At 39.9% G+C, this 22,495-nt stretch carries 17 protein-coding genes; 8 read left to right on the top strand and 9 right to left on the bottom strand.

Annotated elements, in window-relative coordinates:
* Positions 1 to 273 precede the first annotated feature (273 nt).
* The 3 genes from L659_RS0105835 to L659_RS0105825 all read left to right on the top strand — a co-directional run bounded on the left by L659_RS0105835 (position 274) and on the right by L659_RS0105825 (position 2,783).
* Positions 274 to 906, top strand: coding sequence for a c-type cytochrome (locus tag L659_RS0105835; protein ID WP_024589909.1), 633 nt, complete (start codon positions 274 to 276; stop codon positions 904 to 906).
* Between the two features lie 752 nt (positions 907 to 1,658).
* On the top strand, positions 1,659 to 2,255 hold the full coding sequence (yihI, locus tag L659_RS0105830; protein ID WP_024589908.1) for a Der GTPase-activating protein YihI: 597 nt from the start codon (positions 1,659 to 1,661) through the stop codon (positions 2,253 to 2,255).
* Positions 2,256 to 2,267: 12 nt separating this feature from the next.
* Positions 2,268 to 2,783 (top strand): DUF2489 domain-containing protein, encoded by a 516-nt coding sequence (locus L659_RS0105825; protein ID WP_024589907.1) that lies wholly within the window; start codon positions 2,268 to 2,270, stop codon positions 2,781 to 2,783.
* Between the two features lie 94 nt (positions 2,784 to 2,877).
* Here the strand turns inward: L659_RS0105825 and hemN are convergent, their stop codons facing one another.
* Positions 2,878 to 4,251 carry an oxygen-independent coproporphyrinogen III oxidase gene (gene hemN / locus L659_RS0105820; protein ID WP_024589906.1) on the bottom strand — a complete coding sequence of 458 codons (1,374 nt, stop codon included), beginning with the start codon at positions 4,249 to 4,251 and terminating at the stop codon, positions 2,878 to 2,880.
* A gap of 124 nt (positions 4,252 to 4,375) precedes the next feature.
* The gene (gene yjgA / locus L659_RS0105815; RefSeq protein WP_007582068.1) at positions 4,376 to 4,909 is read right to left on the bottom strand and encodes a ribosome biogenesis factor YjgA; all 534 of its coding nucleotides are present in this window, start codon (positions 4,907 to 4,909) and stop codon (positions 4,376 to 4,378) included.
* 144 nt (positions 4,910 to 5,053) lie between these two features.
* Between yjgA and pmbA the strand changes: the two genes are divergently transcribed.
* From pmbA to L659_RS0105800, 3 genes are all read left to right on the top strand, one after another.
* The gene (gene pmbA / locus L659_RS0105810; RefSeq protein ID WP_024589905.1) at positions 5,054 to 6,403 is read left to right on the top strand and encodes a metalloprotease PmbA; all 1,350 of its coding nucleotides are present in this window, start codon (positions 5,054 to 5,056) and stop codon (positions 6,401 to 6,403) included.
* 72 nt (positions 6,404 to 6,475) lie between these two features.
* Positions 6,476 to 6,961 (top strand): DUF721 domain-containing protein, encoded by a 486-nt coding sequence (locus tag L659_RS0105805; RefSeq protein ID WP_024589904.1) that lies wholly within the window; start codon positions 6,476 to 6,478, stop codon positions 6,959 to 6,961.
* Between the two features lie 415 nt (positions 6,962 to 7,376).
* Complete coding sequence (locus tag L659_RS0105800; RefSeq protein ID WP_010553817.1) at positions 7,377 to 9,452, top strand: M13 family metallopeptidase; 2,076 nt, start codon at positions 7,377 to 7,379, stop codon at positions 9,450 to 9,452.
* Positions 9,453 to 9,527: 75 nt separating this feature from the next.
* Here L659_RS0105800 and L659_RS0105795 read toward each other — a convergent pair whose 3' ends face one another.
* From L659_RS0105795 to L659_RS0105780, 4 genes are all read right to left on the bottom strand, one after another.
* On the bottom strand, positions 9,528 to 10,595 hold the full coding sequence (locus tag L659_RS0105795) for a phosphotransferase enzyme family protein (RefSeq protein WP_024589903.1): 1,068 nt from the start codon (positions 10,593 to 10,595) through the stop codon (positions 9,528 to 9,530).
* 23 nt (positions 10,596 to 10,618) lie between these two features.
* A complete protein-coding gene (gene mutT, locus L659_RS0105790) occupies positions 10,619 to 11,017 on the bottom strand; it encodes an 8-oxo-dGTP diphosphatase MutT (RefSeq protein ID WP_007582062.1) in 399 nt (132 codons plus the stop codon).
* Between the two features lie 68 nt (positions 11,018 to 11,085).
* Positions 11,086 to 13,800: a preprotein translocase subunit SecA gene (secA, locus tag L659_RS0105785; RefSeq protein ID WP_007582061.1), complete on the bottom strand. Its 2,715-nt coding sequence runs from the start codon at positions 13,798 to 13,800 to the stop codon at positions 11,086 to 11,088.
* A 371-nt stretch (positions 13,801 to 14,171) separates the two neighbouring features.
* A complete protein-coding gene (locus tag L659_RS0105780; RefSeq protein WP_024589902.1) occupies positions 14,172 to 16,199 on the bottom strand; it encodes a methyl-accepting chemotaxis protein in 2,028 nt (675 codons plus the stop codon).
* 116 nt (positions 16,200 to 16,315) lie between these two features.
* Between L659_RS0105780 and L659_RS0105775 the strand changes: the two genes are divergently transcribed.
* Positions 16,316 to 17,086 carry an NADP-binding protein gene (locus tag L659_RS0105775; protein ID WP_008137681.1) on the top strand — a complete coding sequence of 257 codons (771 nt, stop codon included), beginning with the start codon at positions 16,316 to 16,318 and terminating at the stop codon, positions 17,084 to 17,086.
* Here the strand turns inward: L659_RS0105775 and hutH are convergent.
* The 3 genes from hutH to hutC all read right to left on the bottom strand — a co-directional run bounded on the left by hutH (position 17,083) and on the right by hutC (position 21,068).
* A complete protein-coding gene (gene hutH, locus L659_RS0105770; protein ID WP_024589901.1) occupies positions 17,083 to 18,618 on the bottom strand; it encodes a histidine ammonia-lyase in 1,536 nt (511 codons plus the stop codon). The genes L659_RS0105775 and hutH overlap by 4 nt on opposite strands.
* Before the next feature lie 2 nt (positions 18,619 to 18,620).
* The gene (gene hutU / locus L659_RS0105765) at positions 18,621 to 20,294 is read right to left on the bottom strand and encodes a urocanate hydratase (RefSeq protein WP_024589900.1); all 1,674 of its coding nucleotides are present in this window, start codon (positions 20,292 to 20,294) and stop codon (positions 18,621 to 18,623) included.
* Between the two features lie 66 nt (positions 20,295 to 20,360).
* Positions 20,361 to 21,068 (bottom strand): histidine utilization repressor, encoded by a 708-nt coding sequence (hutC, locus tag L659_RS0105760; protein WP_007582045.1) that lies wholly within the window; start codon positions 21,066 to 21,068, stop codon positions 20,361 to 20,363.
* A 119-nt stretch (positions 21,069 to 21,187) separates the two neighbouring features.
* Here hutC and hutI point away from each other — a divergent pair, with 119 nt between their 5' ends.
* Positions 21,188 to 22,435 (top strand): imidazolonepropionase, encoded by a 1,248-nt coding sequence (gene hutI / locus L659_RS0105755; RefSeq protein WP_024589899.1) that lies wholly within the window; start codon positions 21,188 to 21,190, stop codon positions 22,433 to 22,435.
* Positions 22,436 to 22,495: the final 60 nt, after the last annotated feature.

Genomic DNA, 22,495 nt, shown 5'->3' with positions numbered 1-22,495 from the left:
CTAAAACTTAAATAAATAACGTTGAGTAAACCAAATTCACTCAGGGCGCGTATTTTATACTATAAAGGATGTATTAAAAAGCGTATTTAACCACCTAAAAACAGCACCTATGGTACATTTAAAACATGTTAAAGCTTAATCTAAGTCAAAACCCTGTAAATTATAAGCTTAATATGTGTAGAAAACGTGCCAGAGAATTTATTATCGTGTAGAATATATGTATTACAACATCACGATTGTAGATGATACAGGGTCGGAAACAGAGAATTCACCATGAAAAAAATAGCACTATCTTTAACAATATTGCTTGGTGCGTTGTCAGCAAGCAACGCAACAGCATTTGATGGCGATGTAAACGCAGGTAAAGAAAAATCAGCAACGTGTGCGGCTTGTCACGGCCCAGACGGTAATGCGCCGGTTAATATTTACCCTAAAATTGCAGGTCAACATCCAGATTATATCCTTAAGCAACTTCAGGATTTAAAATTAGGTATGACGTCAGGCGGCAAAGAAGGGCGTATGGATCCAGTAATGAGCGCTATGGCTATGCCACTTAGCGAGCAAGACATGAAAGATCTAGCTGCTTATTTTTCTTCAATGAACATGTCTGAAGGTGCTACACCTAAAGATGTTGTTGAAGTTGGCGAGATGCTTTTTAAAGCAGGCGATGCAGAACGTGGAATTCCATCATGTGCAGCATGTCATGGCCCACGTGGTAATGGCTCGTCACTTGCTAAGTTTCCAAAAATTTCTTTTCAGCATCCAGGATATATCAAGGCTCAACTTGAAAAATTCCGTGATGGTACTCGTCATAATGACTTAAATGGCATGATGGGCGATATTGCAAAAAAATTAACAGATAAAGACATCGAAGTACTTTCTCAGTATTTAGGTGGCTTACACTAAAGTCGTATTTATTTAGCAGTTAATAATAAATAAACTACAATGTGTTAAAAAAAGCAGCCCAGGCTGCTTTTTTTGTGTCAAAAATTAACGACATCGTCCGTTTCAATGTAAGACATTGACCATATCTGGTTGTAGGAAAAGTCTTCTTTTTATTTTTGATTATAGATTAACTTATTGTAATTTATGTTTATTTTAATACCTAGATGTAATAAATATAATAAAAGTTATATAAACCAGTTGTAACAAAATCATTAACGAGTAAATTAACCACTGTCGTAAAACAACAATAACAAAACGGAAATAACTATCAAGGAAAGTAACGCGACATGACTACATAGCACAAGATTAGTGCTACTAAAGGAAATAATAAAAAAGTGTCAGGATGACCGAAAATAATAAAAAACTCATGGAAGTTTAATAATAAAAACAAAATGGAATGTAACAAGGAACGTAAAAATAATAACAATACGGACTGATAATAATAAAAATAATAAAGACTAAAAAAAGTCGAAGGGAGAAGTGTCCAGATAATGGCGCTCAGATTAGCAGGCGGTAGAGATGTTTTCTCTACCGCCTTTTTATTTGTCCTGTTACAATACCCACCGTTTAAAATTAGCGATTAATTAGCTAAGGCGCTTTTAAATGAGAGACCCAACCTCTAAGCGCAAACTGAATTCTTCTGGCTAGGCCAGCACTGCGATGCCCATTAATTTGCGCTTCGCTCAAAACCTCTTAAGTGAGATGATCAAGATATGAGTAGAACTAAAAAGTCACGCAAAAGCCCAGCAAACGGACCTGTTCGTTTAAGCCAAGATAAGCTTAAAGAAATGCGCGCATTAAAAGAGCAGCGAGTTAAAAAAACCAAAGGCGCTAAGCCAGGTTCTCGTAACGCGCCAGATTTACTAGATAGCGAAAGCCATAATGGTGGTCACGCGCCTAAAGATAAGCGTGTAGGCAGTAAAAAGCCGGTACCATTAATTGCAACTGCGCCTGAACCTAAAGTTGAAATGAAACGCAACTTAAAGCCAACTATTGAGCTGAAAAAGGTAATCGAGCCTGAATTTACACCTGAACAAGAGCTAGAAGCACTTGAGAATGACGAGCGTTTACTTAAATTAGTAGAGCGTCATGAAGAAGGTGAAATGCTAACTGGTAAAGATGCTAAGTACTTTAATAGCCGTATTGCTCGCCATCAGGCGTTATGTGAAATTCTTGGTATTGAAGACGAGGATGAAGACGAATTTGAAGATGACCTTGACGATGATATTGAAAGCAAAGGCAATTCTGATTTCGATCAATACTTATCTGACGATTTAGCCAACGAATGGTTAGATGAAGACGACAAATAGTAAGGATAAATAATGAGTACCGCGGTAATTTTAGCCTTACTTTTAGGCGCTGCTATAATAGTTGGTCTGGCATTTTATGCGGGTCAGTTGCTGTATAAGTTAAATGCGCAAAAAAAGTTAATTGCTAAAACGCAGGCTGAACAAAAGCAAAAGCTTGAGAAGTCGCGTTTAAAGCGAAATGCCAAACTAGCCGATAGTATTCATTTAATTGCGCGTGCAATGAATGAAGAGCAGTGTGAGTTTTCTGAAGGCTGTTTACGTATTTGGGTACTTATGTCTCAATATGGCTTTGAGAGCGAGCGTGATTTAACGACACAATATCCTGGCATTTATAAAATGTACCAGGTAGTTAAAGAAATGCCGACACACGATGCACGTAAAAAATATGCTAAAAAAGAGATTTTCAAGCTAGATAAGGCTCGTTGGCAAGCTGAAGAAACACTTAAAGATGAAGTTAAAGTCGATTGCGCTAAAATTATCATCGAGTTTAAAGCCGCTCCTGGCAGCGATAAAGTGGTTTTTAATTAGCTTTAATTTATCGAGTACTCAAAAAAAGCAGACCTTGGTCTGCTTTTTTTATGCGTAAAAATTTTCATACTAATTGCAATAAATTAGTGATCTGCTAAATCACTCGTGAAAAACGCGTCGCATTTATTTGTTTTTGTAAATGAGCGTCAAAGCACATGCAAATAATACGAATGAATAAGTTGCCGCGTGGTGTTACGCTAATTCTATTATTAATTATAGTGACTAGTTCATCTTTTATAAGTGGCGCGAGCGCAATTAACGCATCCTCAAAGTAGTCATTAAATATAAGCGCATGCTTTTCGCTAAAGTCTTGTATATCTAATTCAAACTGGCAAATGAGTTGCTTAATTGCATCAGCACGAATTACATCATCATGTGTTAAGTGCATACCTTTATTAAGTGCGCAGCCGCTTTGTGTTTCTACGCTGTGGTAATAATGTTTTAATTCTTTTTGATTTTGTAAAATAGCAGTGCCAATTTGCGAAATTGATGACACGCCTAAGCCTAATAAATCACAATTTCCATGGGTTGTATAACCTTGAAAATTACGATGTAACTTGCCTTCATTTTGCGCAATAGCTAGTTCGTTATCGGTTTTTGCAAAGTGGTCCATACCAATAAATTGATAGCCTGCTTGCGTCATCTGCTCCAGCGTGTTTTTAAACATAGTGAGTTTGTTATGTGCACTGGGTAAATCTGCATCTTTAATCTTACGCTGTGCGGCAAAGCGCTCTGGTAAATGCGCGTAGTTAAACACCGATACTCGGTCAGGGCTTAACTCAATAAGTTGCTCTATAGTTTGCTTAAAGCTCTCTGGCGTTTGCAGAGGAAGCCCGTAAATCATATCTGTATTAATAGATTGAAATCCCAGCTCGCGAGCTTGTGTAATTAATTGCTTAACCGTATCTGCATTTTGCGGGCGATTAACAGCAAGTTGCACGTCGTCGTTAAAGTCTTGAATCCCAAATGAGACACGGTTAAAGCCAAGCATTCTTAAATCAACAAGCATATTATCGGCAAGTGAGCGTGGGTCTATTTCAATGCCGCGCTCTGTTGTGCTTGTAAAATTAAAGTGCTGCTCTAAAAGCTTAATTAGACGAGTCATTTGTTTTGCGGTTAAAAAGGTGGGAGTACCGCCACCTAAATGTAATTGCTCAACCGTGTAGTTTTTAAATAAATGAGCTTGGGCAGTAATTTCTTTTGCTAAAAAGTCGAGGTACGTATCTGCCTTAGATTGATGGCGGGTAATTATTTTATTACAACCACAGTAGTAGCAAAGCTGGCTACAAAACGGGATATGAATATATAGAGAAAGTGAACGACTCGTTGACGATTCTACAGCGCTTAGTAGGTCTTGTTGTTGATATCCATCACGCAGTGATAGAGCTGTGGGATACGAGGTATAACGCGGGCCAGACACATTATATTTGTTTATTAGGGTTTGATCCCATTGTGGAAGTTTAATCATCACGCGCACCTAAGTATTTATTTAGGGAGTGATTATAAAAAAGTACGCAGTGAGGCGGTTTGATCTGTAACAAAAAAGGTGCCGAAGCACCTTTTTTAATAAAATATCAATTAATGCGGTCTAATTAATACGTAACGGTATGGGCATCTTTGAGATATTGAAATAACTCTTTATAACCTTTACCCGGCTTTTCAGCTTTCGCTTCTTTTGCCGCATTACGAACCAATTGACGCATTTGCTGACGATCAAGAGACGGAAACTGTTCAATAGTCTCATTGATAAGGTCATCACCTTGTTCAATTAGGTCTGAACGTAATTGCTCAATTTTTTTGACCAATACTTCAGCTTGGTTATTTTTATTAAGCATTACATCGATAATCGCTCTAATAGCGTCAATGTTTTCTACAGTACGCAACGTTTTAGCGATGTAGTTTAAGTGACGGCGGTACGCGTCACTTTTATTACTTATTTTATCAGCAACAACCATTGCCGCTTTTAAATCGTCATTTAATGGCAGGCGTTCGCGCTGTTTTTTACCCATTTTGGCAATTTCAGTACCTAACTGATGAAACTCTTGCGCTTCGCGTTTAAGCTCCGTTCTTGATACATATTCAATTTCTTCTTCAATTTCAGCAGGCTTGCCTTTTTTCTTTGCCATGGGGTGCTCTTAAATAAAAATAACTTTTGCCATTATACATGAATATGATACTTAGGAATATTAGCTGATGTGATGCATTGAGTGTGTTAGCATTTAAATATAAGAAATGCGTGCATTATGCCTCTAAGGCTCAGGACTTAATTTATGAAAAGCCAACAAAACGATCCAATTTATTCTCAAATATCGCAAGTTAAAGATGCGGTAGCAGAAGTACTCGAACATGCTAAAAAATTAGGCGCTACAGCTGCAGAAGCTGCCATGTCTAGCACGTCTGGTTTATCGGTTAGTACACGAATGGGTGAAGTAGAAACCATTGAGTTTAACCAAGACGGCGGCTTAGGCATTAGTGTATATGTTGGTAATAATAAAGGCTCAGCATCGACAGCTGATTTAAATCCAAAAACATTGCGCACGGTAGTCGAAAAAGCGATTGATATAGCCAAATTTACATCGGATGACCCATTTAACGGCGTTGCTGATAAAGAATTGCTTGAATTTAATCCTAAAGATTTAGATTTATATCATCCTTGGGATGTAAGCCCTGAGGAAGGTATTGAGCTTTGTCATGCTGCTGAGCAAGCTGCATTAAATGCAGATGAGCGTATTGTTAACTCAGATGGTGCGAGCTTTTCATCGCATCAGGGGCTACGTGTTTATGGTAACAGCCATGGTTTGATAACCGGTTTTCCACGTACTCGTCATAGCATTAGCACTATGGTAATAGGTCAAGATGGCGAACACATGCAACGCGACTCTGCTTATACTGTTGCACGCGATCAAGCGGGTTTAAATGACGCAGCGGCAGTTGGGCTTGAAGCAGCAGCTGAAACATTAGCTAAATTAAATAGCCAAAAGTTAGGCACAATGAAAGTGCCTGTTATTTTTAGAGCCGATATTGCAAATTCATTGTTTGGTCACTTAGTGTCGGCAATTGGTGGTGGCGCACTTTATCGTAAATCAAGTTTTTTACTTGATAGCTTAGGCACACAAGTATTTAGTAATTGTGTAAATATTGCTGAGCGCCCACATATTTTAAAAGGGTTGGCATCATCACCGTTTGATAGCGAAGGTGTTAAAACATTCGATAGAGAAATTATTCAAGGCGGCGAGCTACAAACTTATTTATTAGCAAGTTATGCCGCGCGTAAAATGAATATGACCCCAACAGGGCATGCTGGCGGTATACATAACTGGCTTGTTGAGCAAACTCATAACGATTTAACTGCACTATTAAAAACGATGGGCACCGGCTTATTAGTTACAGAGCTAATGGGGCAGGGCGTAAATACCGTAACGGGTGATTACTCTCGTGGTGCTGCTGGTTTTTGGGTTGAAAATGGTGAAATCCAATATCCTGTAAGCGAAATTACCATTGCTGGTAATTTAAAAGATATGTTTAAAGGCATATCTGCTATTGGTGGTGACATAGAACGCCGTGGTGGTATTCAAACTGGCTCAGTATTAATAGAGCAAATGCAAATAGCCGGCGCGTAGTATTAATACGCAGTGTATACTTAGACCTAGAGTATTATCTCTGGGTCTAAGTGAGCTTTTACAAGGTGTAAAATGGCTAAAGATAGATATGCACCAAAACCGCTAACCGATATTATGGCGGGGTTAAATAATCGTTTATCAGCTTATGCAGGCAAAAGCCAAGCACTTGATACACAGCAAACCCTATTAAAAGATTTTTTGGGTCCTAAGTTGGGTGATAAATGCCGAGTCAGTAATTACCGAGACGGCACGCTAATGATAGAGGCGGTATCTGCACCTATCGCGCTTAGGCTTAATTATTTAAAAATGGATATGCTTTCACATTTTAGAGCTGCCGGAATGGCAGAGCTCGGGCAAATAAAAATAACTGCAAATCCTCAAGCAACTCAGAGATTAAGTACAGCGAATAAGTCGGGCAGTCCTGCAGTTACCAACTCACGTAAAATGAGTGAGCAAACAGCTGATTACTTAAACGCGATAGCATCTTCTGCACCCCCTTCTTTAAAAGAAAAACTAGAGCGTTTAGCGCTTCACGGAAAAAATAAAAGTAAGTCTTAACTACCCACCATCTTGTTATTGGTGGGGCTAATTTGGCAGCTCACCGCATTCAAAATACTTTGTTACATATTCCATTTTATTGTTGGCTTAATGAGGTTTATGATACTGCGTGGGCTTTATATTGATCGAAAGCTCTTTGATACCCATTCCATTAAGTAAAAGCGTGTAGGCAGTGCTATTTTTACTCCTGCTATATTCAAGAATTTAATGGAGTTGGTATGTGATACCAACCTGCATAAGTCTTTGATCAATTTAACGAATTAAATTGCACTATAACGTTGTTAAAAATTTTTTATTTAGAGCAACTAGATACAAAAACCTTTGCCTGGTTCTAGCGTAATTTTCTTAACGTTAAATAGACCCCATATATAAGCAGATTGGTATGATTCAATTCTAACTAACAAACGGAATAATTATGAATAAAGTAACAATGGCTGCTGCAAGTATCGCACTTGCGCTTGGCTTGGTAGGTTGTGGTGAAAAACAACAAGAAACTAAAGTAACCGACACTCCAGTAGTAACAGCACCCGCTGAAAAACCACTAGAGCTTGGTATTGAATTAGCTAATATGGATAGTTCAGTACGCGCACAAGACGATTTTTACTACCATGTAAATGGTCAGTGGTTAGCTAAAACTGAAATACCAGGTGATAAATCTAACTACGGTTCTTTTTCGCAGTTATATGATGAGTCGCAAAAAGCGATGAAAATAGCCCTTGAAAGTGCAGCCGCAAACAAAGCCGCTAAAAAAGGCAGTGATGAGTATAAAATTGGTGCATTTTATAAAAGCTATATGAATAAAGATGCGCGTAATGAGCTAGGTATTACGCCATTACAACCGTCATTAGATACAATTGATAGCGTTAAATCTAAAGCTGATTTAGTGGGTTTAATGGCTAAAATTCAAAAACAAGGCGGTACTTTACCGTTTGGTTGGTTTGTAAATAACGATGCTAAAAACTCAAGCGAGTATGCATTGTATTTATCTCAGTCGGGTCTTGGTTTACCAGATCGTGACTATTACTTAAAAGATGACGAAAAATTCACTAAAATTCGCGCTTCTTACGAGCAATACATCACTGATGTTTTAGCAAAGTCAGGCGTTAAAAATGCAGCAGAAGCTGCTAAGAGCGTACTTGCATTTGAAAAAACACTAGCTGATGCTCAGTGGAGCCGTGTGCAAAGCCGTGATGCAACTAAATCTTATAACAAGATGACAGTAGCAGATGCAAGCAAGCTGATGGGTGACCTTGATTTAGCTGCATTCTTTAAAGATGCTGGCGTGAGTGCAAGTGACATTATTGTACGCCAACCTAGCTATTTAGAAGCACTTGCTACTATTTACAAAGACACTGATTTAGCGACGTGGAAAAACTACTTAAAATTTCATTTTGTAAGTGGTTATGCAGAGCTACTTAGTGAAGATTTAGTTAACCTTAACTTTGACTTTTACAGCACAACACTTCGTGGCGTAGAAGAACAAGCACCTCTTTGGAAGCAAGCGGTTGATGCATCTAACAGTGTACTTGGTGAAATTTTAGGTAAGGTATACGTTAAAGATAACTTCCCGCCAGAAGCTAAAGCACGCATGGAAGAATTAGTTGATAACGTAATTAAAGGTTACGGTGTTGCTATCGAAAATCTTGAGTGGATGAGCCCTGAAACAAAGCTTGCAGCGAAAGAAAAACTAGACAAATTTACGCCTAAAATTGGTTACCCAGACACGTGGAAAGATTACTCAGAGCTAGATATCAACTCAGATGAGCTAGTAGGTAACTACATTCGTTATAGCGAATGGGCATACGCAGACATGATTGCTAAATTGGGTAAACCAGTTGATCGCTCTGAGTGGCACATGACTCCGCAAACAGTAAATGCGTATTACAATCCAGTAAACAACGAAATTGTATTTCCAGCAGCTATTTTACAACCGCCATTCTTTAATTTAGAAGCGGATGATGCTGTAAACTACGGCGCAATTGGTGCAGTAATTGGGCATGAGCTTGGTCATGGTTTTGACGACCAAGGTGCTAAATACGACGGTGATGGCAACTTACGTAACTGGTGGAGTGAAACTGACCTTAAGCAATTTGAAGAGCGTACAGCGGCTTTAGTTGCACAGTATAACGAATATAAACCGTTTGAAGATGCAAGTGTTAATGGCGAGCTAACGCTTGGCGAAAACATTGGTGACTTAGGTGGCTTAACGGTTGCGCATAAAGCGTATATGCTGTCTTTAGGTGATAAAAAATCACCAGTGATTGATGGTTACACAGGCGATCAACGCTTCTTTATGGGTTGGTCACAAATTTGGCGTCGTAACTATCGCGATGAAGAGTTACGTAATCGTTTATTAACAGACCCTCATTCACCAAGTCACTACCGTGTAATCGGTATCTTGTCGAATATGCCTGAGTTTTACGAAGCGTTTGACGTAAAAGAAGGTGATAAAATGTATATCAAACCAGAAGATCGCGTAAAAATCTGGTAATTGCATATAAATAACAAAAAACCAGTAAGTTTTTAGCTTACTGGTTTTTTTGTATCTTGAATTTGTTCATTAATGCTAGCTCATTAAGCACTGGAGCATCCATTTTTCGTTACTGAGTATGTTTTTATAAAGCGCGAGTTGGCTTTGTGCTCGCTCTAAATTATGCTCTGGATGAGCCACTTTAAAGTACACATCATTATTTAAGTAATCAGTTAAAAAGCGCACACTTAACATGAGCGGCATTATTTTAGCGCCTAGCAGCAGGCTTTCTTGCTCTTTTGTACTCATGCTACTTTTTAATGGCGTTACATAGCCTTTAACAATGGCTGAAAATATATCTTTTCGAATAATAACGTTGTGTAAGTTTGTTGAATCCTCGGCTTCGGGGGAGCAGAAAGTGCGTACCATGTCGCCAAAATCATAAAGCCTAAATCCCGCCATGCAGGTATCTAAATCAATCACTGCTTTTGCTTTGTGAGTTGCACTACAAAACAGCATATTATTTATTTTTGTATCGTTATGACACACTCTAAGCGGTATCTGCTTAGCTATATTACTAAGCTCAGTAATTAAATGCTGCTGTGATAAGCAATATTCTATTTCGTCAGCGCAGTGCTTTACTCTATTTACAGAGTTATTTGTGATTGCGGTATTTAATTGCTCAAAGCGCATCGCTAAGTTATGAAAATCAGGAATTACAGTATGTAGTTGTTGTGTATCAAAATCTTGTAATGCATGAGCAAATACGCCAAAGGCGTAAGCCGCTTGCTCGCTCTGTTGCGCATTTTTAACAACGTCTTCGCTGTAACTGTCACTAATATAGTTGAGGACGCGATAATGCGCGCTATCAATTTCTATTAAGTGTTCGTTGTTTTGTATGGCTATATGCTTAACTGTTTCAAGGGGGTAATTATTTTGCAGTTGTTTAGCATTTAAATGCTGCTCAATTAGTTTTGCATTACTTACTAACTGAGCAGGGTATTTAAATACCTCAGTATTAAGTTTTTGCACAATAAACTGTTTATCAATACACGTAAGTAGCCATGTACTATTTATATGGCCGCTACCAATCACACTAACTTGAGTTAACTCAGGATTTAATGCTAATTGTTCGCTTAGCTTATTTTGTATTGAGATGTTCATTGCGCTCACTTGTACCTATTTTGTTATGCGTATCGGGCTACTATTTTCTCGATAATTTCAGCATTAGCTTCAGGAAAATCATAATTTTCTAATTCACTAATTGCTACCCATTCACTAGGTTGTCCTTCAGCGCCATGTGCTTCACCGCTAAAGTTACTCACTACGTGTACATCTAATTTAACGCACTTATCGCCGTAGTCATGTTCAATCACCATAAGTTGACTAGAGCTGTGAATTGTTAATCCAACTTCTTCAATAAGCTCGCGTTTAAGTGCAACAAAAACACTTTCACCTGCTTCTACTTTGCCACCAGGAAATTCCCATAAACCGCCTTGATGTTGTTCATCTGCACGTTTACAAATGAATATAGCGTTATTTTTCTTAATAACACCAACAGCTACATGTACAATTTCTATAGTCATTACTTTAAAACTCCATAAAAAAAAGCGACGCTAGCGCCGCTTTTTAATAAGCTAATAACAATATTGGGCTATTTTAATTTACCGCAACATTGTTTGAATTTTTGACCTGATTTACAAGGACAAGGGTCATTACGACCTACTTTTGGTTCTGTACGAGCCATTACAGTAGCTGTTTCTGGTGCTGGCGCTTCGCCACCTACTTGCTCAGCTTCTTCATGTTGGTATTCGCGAGGAGCATTTTCACTTTTACGGTGTTGCTCTTCTACTTTTTCAACATCTTCTTCTGCGCGTACTTGTACTTTACTTAGGATGCTTACAACATCTACTTTCAAGTTTTCAAGCATTTCAGAAAACAGCTCAAACGATTCACGCTTATACTCTTGCTTAGGATTCTTTTGCGCGTAACCACGTAAATGAATACCTTGACGTAAGTGATCCATAGCAGCAAGGTGATCTTTCCAATGCTGATCAAGACTTTGTAGCATAATCGCTTTTTCGAATTGACGTAAAACAGAATCGCCAACTTGCTCTTCTTTTTGCTTGTATGACTGCTCAACCGCCTGCTCAATACGCTCACGAAGTTTTTCTTCGTATAGTTTATTGTCATCTGCTAACCATTGAGTGATTGGCAACTCAAGTAAGAAGTCTTGTTTTAAACGCTCTTCAAGGCCAGGAATATCCCACATTTCAGCAAGGCTTTGCGGTGCAATGTACTGATCAATTACACTAGCAAGAACATCACCACGAATTGCTGTGATAGTCTCTGAAATATCGCCTTCTTCAAGTAGCTCATTACGTTGAGAGTAAACAACGCGACGTTGATCGTTTGCTACATCATCGTACTCAAGCAATTGCTTACGAACATCAAAGTTACGTGCTTCTACTTTACGCTGTGCATTTTCAATCGCACGGTTTACCCATGGATGTTCAATTGCTTCACCGCGTTGCATACCTAGTTTACGCATCATGTTAGTCATGCGTTCACCAGCGAAGATACGCATTAGTGCATCGTCCATCGATAGGTAGAAACGGCTAGAACCGGCGTCACCTTGACGACCAGAACGACCACGTAATTGGTTATCTATACGACGAGATTCGTGACGTTCAGTACCAATGATATGTAAACCGCCAGCATCAATTACCGCATCATGGCGAATTTTCCAAGCTGCTTTAATTTCAGCAATTTGCTCAGCAGTTGGGTTTTCAAGTTTTTCAACTTCACTGTTCCAGTTACCACCTAACACGATATCGGTACCACGACCGGCCATGTTGGTTGCAATTGTTACTGTACCTGGTAGGCCAGCATCTGAAACGATATCTGCTTCTTGCGCATGAAATTTGGCATTAAGTACGTTGTGCTTAATTTTTTCTTTGCGTAAAAACTGTGATAAATACTCAGAGCTTTCAATTGAAATAGTACCTACAAGTACCGGTTGTCCGCGGTCTTGACAGTCTTTAATGTCAATTAAAATTGCTTCGTATTTTTCTTCTTGCGTTAGGTAAACTAAGTCGGCGCGATCATCACGAACCATTGGCTTATTAGTTGGCATAACAACAGTATCTAGGCCGTAGATAGATTGAAACTCAAAAGCTTCAGTATCGGCAGTACCTGTCATACCTGCTAATGTTTCGTATAAACGGAAGTAGTTTTGGAACGTAATAGATGCAAGTGTTTGGTTTTCGTTCTGAATATTTACACCTTCTTTAGCTTCAACAGCTTGGTGTAAACCTTCTGACCAACGACGACCTTCCATTGAACGACCAGTATGCTCATCGATAATGATTACTTCGTTTTCTTTTACTACGTAATCAACATCTTTTTGGTATAGCTTGTGGGCACGAAGGGCCGCATAAACGTGACTTAGTAGCGTAATGCTTGCTGCTGAGTAAAGCGAATCGCCTTCTTCAATTAAGCCGCGTTCAGTAAGTAGCTCTTCTACTTTAATTTGACCACGTTCTGTTAAATGAACTTGCTTAGACTTTTCATCAATAGTGTAATCGCCGTCGCCTTCAACACCTTCTTCGTCTTCTTTTTCTTGAAGTTCAAGTAAAGGAACGATGGTATTTATTTCAGTGTATAGCTCAGAGCTGTCCTCAGCTGGGCCTGAAATAATAAGCGGAGTACGCGCTTCATCAATTAAGATTGAATCCACTTCATCGACTACGGCATAAAATAATGGACGCTGAACACGTTCATCAATGCTAAAAGCCATATTATCGCGAAGGTAGTCAAAACCAAATTCGTTATTTGTACCGTACGTAATGTCAGCAGTATAAGCTAGCTTCTTCTGCTGTGGCATCATACCCGGTACGTTACAGCCTACAGTAAGGCCTAAAAATTCAAATAACGCACGGTTGGTTTCAGCATCACGTTTAGCAAGGTAGTCATTCACAGTAATTACGTGAACACCTTTGCCTGTTAAGCCGTTTAAATAAGCTGGTAGGGTAGCTGTTAGTGTTTTACCTTCACCGGTACGCATTTCTGCAATGCGACCTTGATGTAAAACCATACCACCTAATAACTGCACGTCGAAATGACGCATGCCATTTACACGCTTTGACGCTTCACGTACCACAGCAAAAGCTTCAGGTAGGATATCGTCAAGGCCTTGTCCGTTATCGTAACGTTCTCTAAACTCAGCTGTTTTAGCTCTTAAATCTTCATCAGAAAGCGCTTCAAGTTGCGTTTCTAGCGCATTGATTAGCGCGACCGTCTTTCTTAAGTTTTTAATAGTGCGGTCATTGCGACTACCAAAAAGCTTGGTAAATAAATTAGATATCATGATAAAACCGTTACAATGTATTCTTTGTCAGCCGAGTATCGGCTAACCCATTTTTAACAATTGGTAATTAATATGTGCTTTTAAATAACACTTAGAACATATTAATTAGCAATATTGTATTAAACCGCTCAAAAAGCACTGTTTATTACGTGCGCTACTATACCAGACTCTGCCAAACAACAAACTATCTCAATAAAAAGATCTGTGTATAAAATCGAAAAATTTGATCTGGTTCGTAAAAATAACTTTGTATTACTCAATTACAGTAAAAATAGTAGCGAACTGTAAAGATATGGTGCTAAATAAATTAAAAACAAGGGTTATAGCTGCGCTTAAGTTTGACGCTTAAACACAGCTATTAAATGAGTGTTTTATAATTTAAATTGGTTAACCGTTTTGTTAAGTGCTGCAGCTAAATCACTTAAGTCACGAGCTTCGTCAGCGAGGGTGTGCGCATGGTCAGCGGTACTGTTCACTAAGTTATTAATTGCCGAAAGGCTCGTATTAATATCTTCAGCAACGACTGTTTGCTCCTCAGTTGACGTGGCTATTTGATGACTTTGGTCTTGTACTTTAGTGACCGACTGCGCAATATTGTGAAGTGAGCTAAGTACTTCTTTAGTTTGCAGTACTGAGCCCTCGGTTTGATCTTGTCCTTGTTGCATCATCACTGAGGCCTGTTGAGCTATTTGCTGCAAGCGCGAAATCATATTACGAATATCGTCTGTTGATTCTTGTGTGCGACTTGCTAGTGAGCGTACTTCATCAGCAACAACGGCAAAGCCTCGACCGTGTTCACCGGCACGAGCTGCCTCTATAGCCGCATTCAGTGCAAGTAAGTTGGTTTGATCGGCAATTGAATTAATTACGTCGACTAGCGCACCAATGTTATTACTTTCTTGTTCAAGGCCTGCTACCACTTTAGATGCTTCGCCAATATGCAACGCCAGCTCAGTCATTACTTTTTGCGCCTGTGTAGAACGGCTTGCACCTTCAGCTGTAATTGCCTGAACTTCTTCAGCTGCGTTATTTGTATGTTGTGCATTACGTGATATTTCAAGCACAGTAGTCGCCATTTCAGTTACCGCAGCGCTGACGCTATCAACTTGCTGCTTCTCTTGCTGAATTTCAGAATTAGTTTGCTCAGAAACATGTCTTAGCTGAGCTGCTGCATTACTTAGCTGTTCTGCTTGCGCTGCGGTTTCTAGCATCATGGCGCGTAACTTATCAATAAAAGTGTTCATATGATTGGCCAGCTGTCCCACTTCATCTTGACTATTAATATCAATTTTTTGAGTAAGGTCGCCTTCGCCCGATGCTATATCACGCATAATGTGCGTAAGTGTTGTGATGGGTTTTGAAATCATATGGGTAGCCCATAAAATCATGGCTAATATAATAATTAAGATAATAACTACTGCAGTTGTTGTTGCGGTTACTGCGGCATTTACGGGCTCTTCAATCATGCTAGTAGGAATAAGTAGACCTACATACCAATCTATATAAGGCTGCTCTAGCTGCAGACGATGGTAAACCACATAAAACTGCTCACCTTTAAAAGTAACCATTTGGCTGCCTTTAAGGTTATTTCGCATTTGTGTATTTAATTCTTTAAAGCCTGCTGTATCTGTAAACTGTTGCTCAAGCGCATCGAGTCCTTCTTTACCGTTTGCACCTTCATCTGTAATTGAAAGTTTGTGTCCTGTGGCTTTTGAAAAGTGAACTACTTTTTGATTTCCATCGAGTAAAAATCCATAACCTTGGCCGTTAAAGCGAATATTTTCGACCATGTCGTTAATTTTGTTTAGTTGTAAATCAACACCGCCCATACCAATGAGTTTACGCTGTGCGTTATAAACAGGTTGTTGTACTACTGCGGATGCTACGCCTGTGGTTAAATCAACAGAGATTGGACCTACGTAAAGTTTGTTAACTTGCATGGCTTCTTGCCACCAACCACGCTTGTAGGCGTAATAAGGCTGGCCGTTGTAGTGACTTGTACGTTCATTTTCTTTAAAGTATTCACCGGTGGTTGCTGAGGCAAAAAAGGCCGATAAAATGTTTTCGTCATTTGAGCTTAAACGGACAAAGTCTTGGTTTACTTCGTTGTAGCCAGGGGCGCTTTCAAGTGCTTGATCGCGAGTATCCCAATTTTCAAAAAAGTTGATTAAATGTGGGTTATTAACAAAGGTTGATACCATTTTTCCGTACATCGCAAAGTAACTTTGCATTGAAAGTTGCTCGGTCTGTAGATAACTTTGCGCTTCATTTTCTATGTTTTCTCTAGAGAGGTTGGCAATGTGTTTAACAAAAAATGTTGAGGCAATAATTAGTAAAACGGTAATTGTTCCACCAATCAATAATAATATTTTCTTCCGTAATGATAAATTATTTAGCATGAGTACGCATATTTTTATTATTTATGAAATTATATCTAATCATATCTTACTTAAAATCTCTATAAAGTTAGATAGAAAGAACTAATTATGCGTTTAAAATAAAGGCTTATACAAAAATGACAAATAAAAGTAATAAATTAGTAGTATTAGGTGCAGGTTGGTTAGGACATGCGTTATGCGTAAGTGCGCAAAAAGCTGATTGGCAAGTACAAGGAACGCATAGAACAGATATACACGAGTTTGACTTTGAGCGTCAGTTTACACTTGAAGATGGGCAATTAAGACATCAAGTTGATTTACAAAATGCTTATTGGGTATGTGCTATTCCACCACGTAGCAGGCACAGTGAAAGTAATTATCCTGAAACACTCACCGCAGCGCTTAAGCTTTCAAAGGAGTTAAACGCAAAGGGCTTTTTATTATGCTCGTCAACCGGGGTATACGATCAAGAGCCTGGTGTATATAGCGAAAGTTGCGATATTTCATGCACAAACGAGCGCCAAATAAAGCTCTATGAGGCAGAAGAGCAAGTACTTGAGCAAGACGGGAAAGTGCTGCGTTTAGCTGGATTACTAGGGCCTAATAGAGAACCTGGTCGTTTTGTGGCAGGCAAAGAGCTTAATACATCAAGTGAGCAAGTAGTAAATATGGTGCACCAACAAGATGTAATTAATGCTATCTTTGCGGTGATAGAGCACTGGCAAGTAGGGCAAAATATTTATAATGTTGTTAATCCTGCGCACCCGACAAAAGCTGAATACTACGCAGTGAAGTGTGCAGAACATGGTGGCGAGTTACCACGCTTTACCAGTGATGATAAAGCTGAGCGCAAAGTTATTGGCTCAGCTATTGAAGCGCTAGGCTTTACTTACCAATATGGTATTTAATATGCTGAAGGCAGGGGACTGCTCTCTATGAAGTCGCATAGCTTACCTTCACTTAGTAATGTATTAGCAGCTTCGATATCGGGAGCAAAGTAGCGGTCTTTATCATAATAACTCACATGCTCGCGTAATAACGCTTTAGCGCTTTGCACTTTATTTGATGGTTCAAGCGGCTTTCTAAATTCTAGCCCTTGAACCGATGCTAACCATTCTATTGCCAAAACACCTTGGGTATTATTGGCCATTTCATCTAAGCGCCTTGCTGCAAAGGTTGCCATAGATACATGATCTTCTTGATTTGCAGATGTAGGCAAGCTATCGACCGAAGCCGGATGTGCTAATGATTTGTTTTCTGACGCAAGCGCAGCAGCGGTTACTTGAGCAATCATAAAACCTGAATTTACCCCGCCGTTTTCAACCAAAAATGGCGGTAACTTAGATAGGTTTGAGTCAATAAGTAATGCAATTCGTCTTTCTGCTAAAGCACCAATTTCGGCAATCGCAATAGCGAGGTTATCGGCAGCCATTGCAACGGGTTCTGCATGAAAATTCCCTCCAGAAATGATGTCGCCTACATCGGCAAAAACTAGCGGATTATCGGTTACACCGTTTGACTCGCATAGCAACACTTCTGCGGCTTGGCGTATCTGAGTTAGGCAAGCACCTAGCACTTGAGGTTGGCAGCGAAGGCAGTATGGATCTTGTACTTTTTCACAATTGACGTGGGAATCACTAATTTGAGAGTGCGTATCGAGTAGCTCTCTAAATACTTGAGCGGTGTCTATTTGTCCGCGCTGACCACGAATATCATGAATACGTGCATCAAATGGCGCGCGACTGCCCATTGCAGCTTCTATGCTTATCGAGCCGATAACGCAGCTTTGTGCATATAAGTTCTCGCTTCTAAATAGGCCTTGTAGTGCAAACGCAGTTGACGCTTGTGTGCCATTTAATAATGCTAAGCCTTCTTTAGCTGCAAGGGTAAGAGGTTCAAGCCCCGCTATTTTTAACCCTTGTGCTGCACTAATTATTTTTCCTTTATGTCGCATTTGACCTTCAGCTAATAAAGGTAGGCACATATGCGCAAGAGGGGCTAAATCCCCCGATGCCCCCACGGAGCCCTTTTTAGGCACGCACGGATATACTTCGCTACTAAGCAGCTGCATAAAAAATTGGATTACTTGCAGGCGAATACCCGAGTAGCCGCGCGAAAGCGAGTTTACTTTTAAGGTGATCATTAACCTTACTGTGCTGTCATCCATGTATTCGCCAATGCCCGCAGCGTGTGAAAGCACAATGGAGCGCTGTAATAATTCAAGTTCGTCGTCGGCTATTTTGGTATTAGCTAATAACCCAAAGCCGGTGTTAATCCCGTATACAGTGCGGTGCTCATTAATAACGTTTTGAACGGTTTGTGCGCTGGCAGCTATTTGTGATTCAGCATGCTGTACAAGGCTTAACTTTACTGGTGAATTATTAATTTTTCTTAGCGTGTTTAAATTAAGTGAGCCTGGAGTGAGAGTAAGTTCGAACATGATTATTCCTTGTCTAACATTGGTAGGTCTAAATTTTGTTCTTTAGCGCAGTTCTTTGCTATGTCGTATCCAGCATCAGCATGGCGCATTACACCCGTTGCAGGGTCGTTCCAAAGTACGCGAGCAATACACTCTTTAGCTTCATTTGTACCATCGGCAACAATAACCACACCAGAGTGCTGACTAAAGCCCATACCTACACCGCCGCCATGATGAAGGGACACCCAAGTAGCGCCACTTGCTGTATTAAGCAGTGCATTGAGTAATGGCCAATCCGATACCGCATCAGAGCCATCTTTCATACTTTCTGTTTCGCGGTTAGGGCTGGCAACTGAGCCAGAGTCGAGGTGATCGCGACCAATAACGATAGGGGCTTTAAGTTCGCCATTTTTAACCATTTCGTTAAAGGCCAATGCAAGGCGTGCTCTATCTTTTAAACCTACCCAACAAATACGTGCAGGTAGCCCTTGAAATTGAATGCGTTCACGCGCCATATCAAGCCAGTTATGCAAATGTGCATCATCAGGAATAAGCTCTTTTACTTTTGCATCGGTTTTATAAATATCTTCTGGATCGCCCGATAATGCTACCCATCTAAATGGTCCAATACCTTCACAAAATAAAGGGCGAATATAGGCGGGTACAAATCCAGGAAAATCAAACGCGTTGGTAACACCTTCATCAAACGCCATTTGACGAATATTATTTCCGTAATCAGTAGTGGCGGCACCCGCTTTTTGCAGCGCCAGCATGGCTCTAACTTGGACTGCCATTGATTGTTTAGCAGCTTTTACTACCGCTTTTGGATCTTGCTCACGCATTTTTGCTGCGTGCTCCATTGTCCAGTTTTGTGGTAAGTAACCATTTAATGGATCGTGAGCTGATGTTTGATCTGTGACTACATCAGGTGTAATACCTGTTTTAACCAGTGTACTAAATACATCGGCAGCGTTACCAAGTAAGCCAACTGATAGGGCTTCACCTTTTATGCACGCGTCGGTTATTAATTGCAGTGCGTGTTCAAGGTTCGTTGCTTTTACATCAACGTAACCTGTTTTTATACGAAAATCGATACGGCTTTCATCACATTCAACAACTAGCGCACTAAACCCTGCCATTGTAGCGGCAAGTGGTTGCGCACCGCCCATACCACCAAGGCCACCCGTTAATACCCACTTGCCTTTAGCACTGCCTGAAAAATGTTGCTTTGCCATGGCTATAAAGGTCTCGTAAGTGCCTTGTACAATGCCTTGCGAGCCAATATAAATCCAAGAACCCGCTGTCATTTGTCCGTACATCATCAAGCCTTTTTTATCGAGCTCGTTAAAGTGCTCCCAATTCGCCCAGTGTGGAACAAGGTTTGAGTTGGCAATAAGTACACGAGGGGCATTACTGTGGGTTTTAAATACACCAACGGGTTTTCCTGATTGTACAAGCAGAGTTTCGTCGTTTTCGAGTCTATCGAGGGTTTCTATAATTTTGTCATAACTTGGCCAATCACGAGCTGCTCGGCCAATACCACCATATACAACAAGTGCATGAGGATGTTCTGCAACTTCAGGGTCTAGATTATTCATTAGCATGCGCTTAGCAGCTTCAGTTTGCCAGCTTTTAGCACTTATTTTATCGCCATGAGGTGCACGTATTACGCGACTTGTGTCGAGTCGGTTGTTCATGTTTTGCTCCTGTTGTATATACAAGGTGATTTGTTATAAAAAAAGCGCAGTAAGCGCTATTGTTTGTTATTTTTTAAATGTTAAGTGTCCACCTAAGCGATATTTACTGCCTGGTGATACAAGGCGCGCAAAGCTTACAATGCCGTTAATAGACCATGTGCGTCGAATAACTTGTAAGCATGGCTCTTCGTTATATAAATTTAACCATTGGCACATTTCGCTGTTTGGCATAATAGCCTCTACGGTATGCCTCGCTTGGGTAAGTGGTGCAACACTAGATAGATACTCATGAGGTGTAAGCGTGCTAAAGTCTTGTTGTAAGTAACCAGCCGCAAGCGCAGGGTTTACAAAACGCTCTTCTAGCTGCAAGGGGCTGTCGTTTTCGTTATGAACGAGTACACTTCGATATACAACACTGTCAATCTCAACACCAAGCGCAATGGCAATAGGTGCGACTGCATTTATTGATTCAAGTATAAGTACACTACAGGTGTAGTTGCCGTTACGTTCTTTTACTTCATCAGCAATGTTTTTTATTTCGAGTAACGATGACTGCGATTTAAATGTGGCTACAAATGTACCTAACCCTTGGCTGCGGGTTAAAATACCTGCCTCGGTTAACTCGCTTAGTGCTCGGCGGGCTGTCATTCTGCTGACACTAAATTGACTACTTAGTTCGTTTTCAGAGGGAACACGTTGGTTTTCTTGCCACGTACCGCTGCGAATTTTATCAACAATGAATTGTTTTATTTGCGCAAATTTAGGTGTCGTCATTAAATTTATGGTTACATTAAAAATAAACTATATAAATAAGATGACACAATTGCCTTGTATATACAAGGTGGGTTGTTAGACTATATTTTCATCACTCTCGGCGTAAAAAGGGCTGTAAAATGCAAAGCACAACAAAAAATTATGAGTTAGAAGAAATCGACTTACTTTTAACTGATGCCAATATTGCCACTATGGATAGCAATATAAATGCCCCTTATGGCGCAATCGAAAATGCTGCTATAGCTATTAAAAATGGTAAAATTGCGTGGATTGGAGAGCAAGCAACGTTGCCCAGTTTTGATGTGTTTGCAACGCCGACATTGAGTATAAAAGGGCAGTGGTTAACGCCGGGCTTAATAGATTGTCATACGCATCTAGTGTTTGCAGGTTCAAGGTCGCAAGAGTTTGAGCAGCGCTTGCAGGGTGTAAGTTATGAGCAAATTGCGGCACAAGGCGGTGGCATAGCAAGTACGGTTAAAGCGACGAGAGCAGCCGACTGTGAGCAATTATTTGTTGATGCAAAAGATCGCTTAAATACGTTGTTAAAAGAAGGTGTAACCACTGTTGAAATAAAGTCAGGCTATGGGCTAGATACTGAAAACGAGATAAAAATATTAGAAGTAGCTCGTTTATTAGGTGAGCATCATCCTATTGATATTAAAACTACTTTTTTAGGGGCGCATGCTCTACCGCCTGAATACAAAGGCCGTGCTGATGAATATATTGATTTGGTATGTACTGACATGCTTGATCAGGTAGTGGCTAATAATCTTGCTGATGCAGTCGATGTATTTTGTGAAAATGTAGGCTTTAGTTATTCGCAAACCAAACGTGTTTTTGAGGCGGCTAAAAAGCATAACCTCCCAGTAAAATGCCATGCTGAGCAGTTATCTAATCAACATGGTGCTGAGCTGGTGGCGCAGTTCAATGGCCTTTCGGCAGATCATATTGAGCATCTCGATGAAGAGGGTGTAAAAGCCATGGCAAACGCTGGGACGGTCGCGGTGTTATTGCCCGGTGCATTTTATTTTTTAAGAGAAACTAAATTCCCACCTATTGAGTTACTTAATCAATATAAAGTACCTATAGCTATTGCGAGTGATTTTAATCCTGGCACTTCACCGCTGTGCTCAGTGCACTTGATGATGAATATGGCATGCACATTGTTTAGATTAACACCCGAGCAAGCATTGGCAGGTGTTACTCGCAATGCTGCTAAAGCACTAGGGTTAGACGACCGTGGTATTTTAAAGGTTGGTGCAAGAGCTGATATTGCGCATTGGCAAATAAGTCATCCATCACAATTAAGTTACCAATTTGGCGTAAATAAACTGTTAAATTTATGGATTTTGGGTAGAATTAACTAATTTGTATTATTTTTACCCACATATAACCTGGTTTAAACTTTTTTAGCGAATACGGATGCC

The organism is Pseudoalteromonas sp. S8-8 (assembly GCF_000497875.1).
In the GTDB taxonomy this organism is placed as follows: Bacteria; Pseudomonadota; Gammaproteobacteria; order Enterobacterales; family Alteromonadaceae; genus Pseudoalteromonas; species Pseudoalteromonas arctica.
Note: the sequence above shows the minus strand (reverse complement) of the source record. Positions and strands in the feature narration are given on the sequence as shown.

Excerpts from the sequence above, each read along its gene's own strand:
- mutT (WP_007582062.1), bottom strand. The coding sequence starts at position 11,017 with ATGACTATAGAAATTGTACATGTAGCTGTTGGTGTTATTAAGAAAAAT.
- secA (WP_007582061.1), bottom strand. The coding sequence starts at position 13,800 with ATGATATCTAATTTATTTACCAAGCTTTTTGGTAGTCGCAATGACCGC.
- hutU (WP_024589900.1), bottom strand. The coding sequence starts at position 20,294 with ATGAACAACCGACTCGACACAAGTCGCGTAATACGTGCACCTCATGGC.
- L659_RS0105795 (WP_024589903.1), bottom strand. The coding sequence starts at position 10,595 with ATGAACATCTCAATACAAAATAAGCTAAGCGAACAATTAGCATTAAAT.
- pmbA (WP_024589905.1), top strand. The coding sequence starts at position 5,054 with ATGAAAAGCCAACAAAACGATCCAATTTATTCTCAAATATCGCAAGTT.
- yjgA (WP_007582068.1), bottom strand. The coding sequence starts at position 4,909 with ATGGCAAAGAAAAAAGGCAAGCCTGCTGAAATTGAAGAAGAAATTGAA.
- hutH (WP_024589901.1), bottom strand. The coding sequence starts at position 18,618 with ATGTTCGAACTTACTCTCACTCCAGGCTCACTTAATTTAAACACGCTA.
- L659_RS0105835 (WP_024589909.1), top strand. The coding sequence starts at position 274 with ATGAAAAAAATAGCACTATCTTTAACAATATTGCTTGGTGCGTTGTCA.
- hutI (WP_024589899.1), top strand. The coding sequence starts at position 21,188 with ATGCAAAGCACAACAAAAAATTATGAGTTAGAAGAAATCGACTTACTT.
- hutC (WP_007582045.1), bottom strand. The coding sequence starts at position 21,068 with ATGACGACACCTAAATTTGCGCAAATAAAACAATTCATTGTTGATAAA.
- L659_RS0105805 (WP_024589904.1), top strand. The coding sequence starts at position 6,476 with ATGGCTAAAGATAGATATGCACCAAAACCGCTAACCGATATTATGGCG.
- yihI (WP_024589908.1), top strand. The coding sequence starts at position 1,659 with ATGAGTAGAACTAAAAAGTCACGCAAAAGCCCAGCAAACGGACCTGTT.
- L659_RS0105800 (WP_010553817.1), top strand. The coding sequence starts at position 7,377 with ATGAATAAAGTAACAATGGCTGCTGCAAGTATCGCACTTGCGCTTGGC.
- L659_RS0105825 (WP_024589907.1), top strand. The coding sequence starts at position 2,268 with ATGAGTACCGCGGTAATTTTAGCCTTACTTTTAGGCGCTGCTATAATA.
- L659_RS0105775 (WP_008137681.1), top strand. The coding sequence starts at position 16,316 with ATGACAAATAAAAGTAATAAATTAGTAGTATTAGGTGCAGGTTGGTTA.
- hemN (WP_024589906.1), bottom strand. The coding sequence starts at position 4,251 with ATGATTAAACTTCCACAATGGGATCAAACCCTAATAAACAAATATAAT.
- L659_RS0105780 (WP_024589902.1), bottom strand. The coding sequence starts at position 16,199 with ATGCTAAATAATTTATCATTACGGAAGAAAATATTATTATTGATTGGT.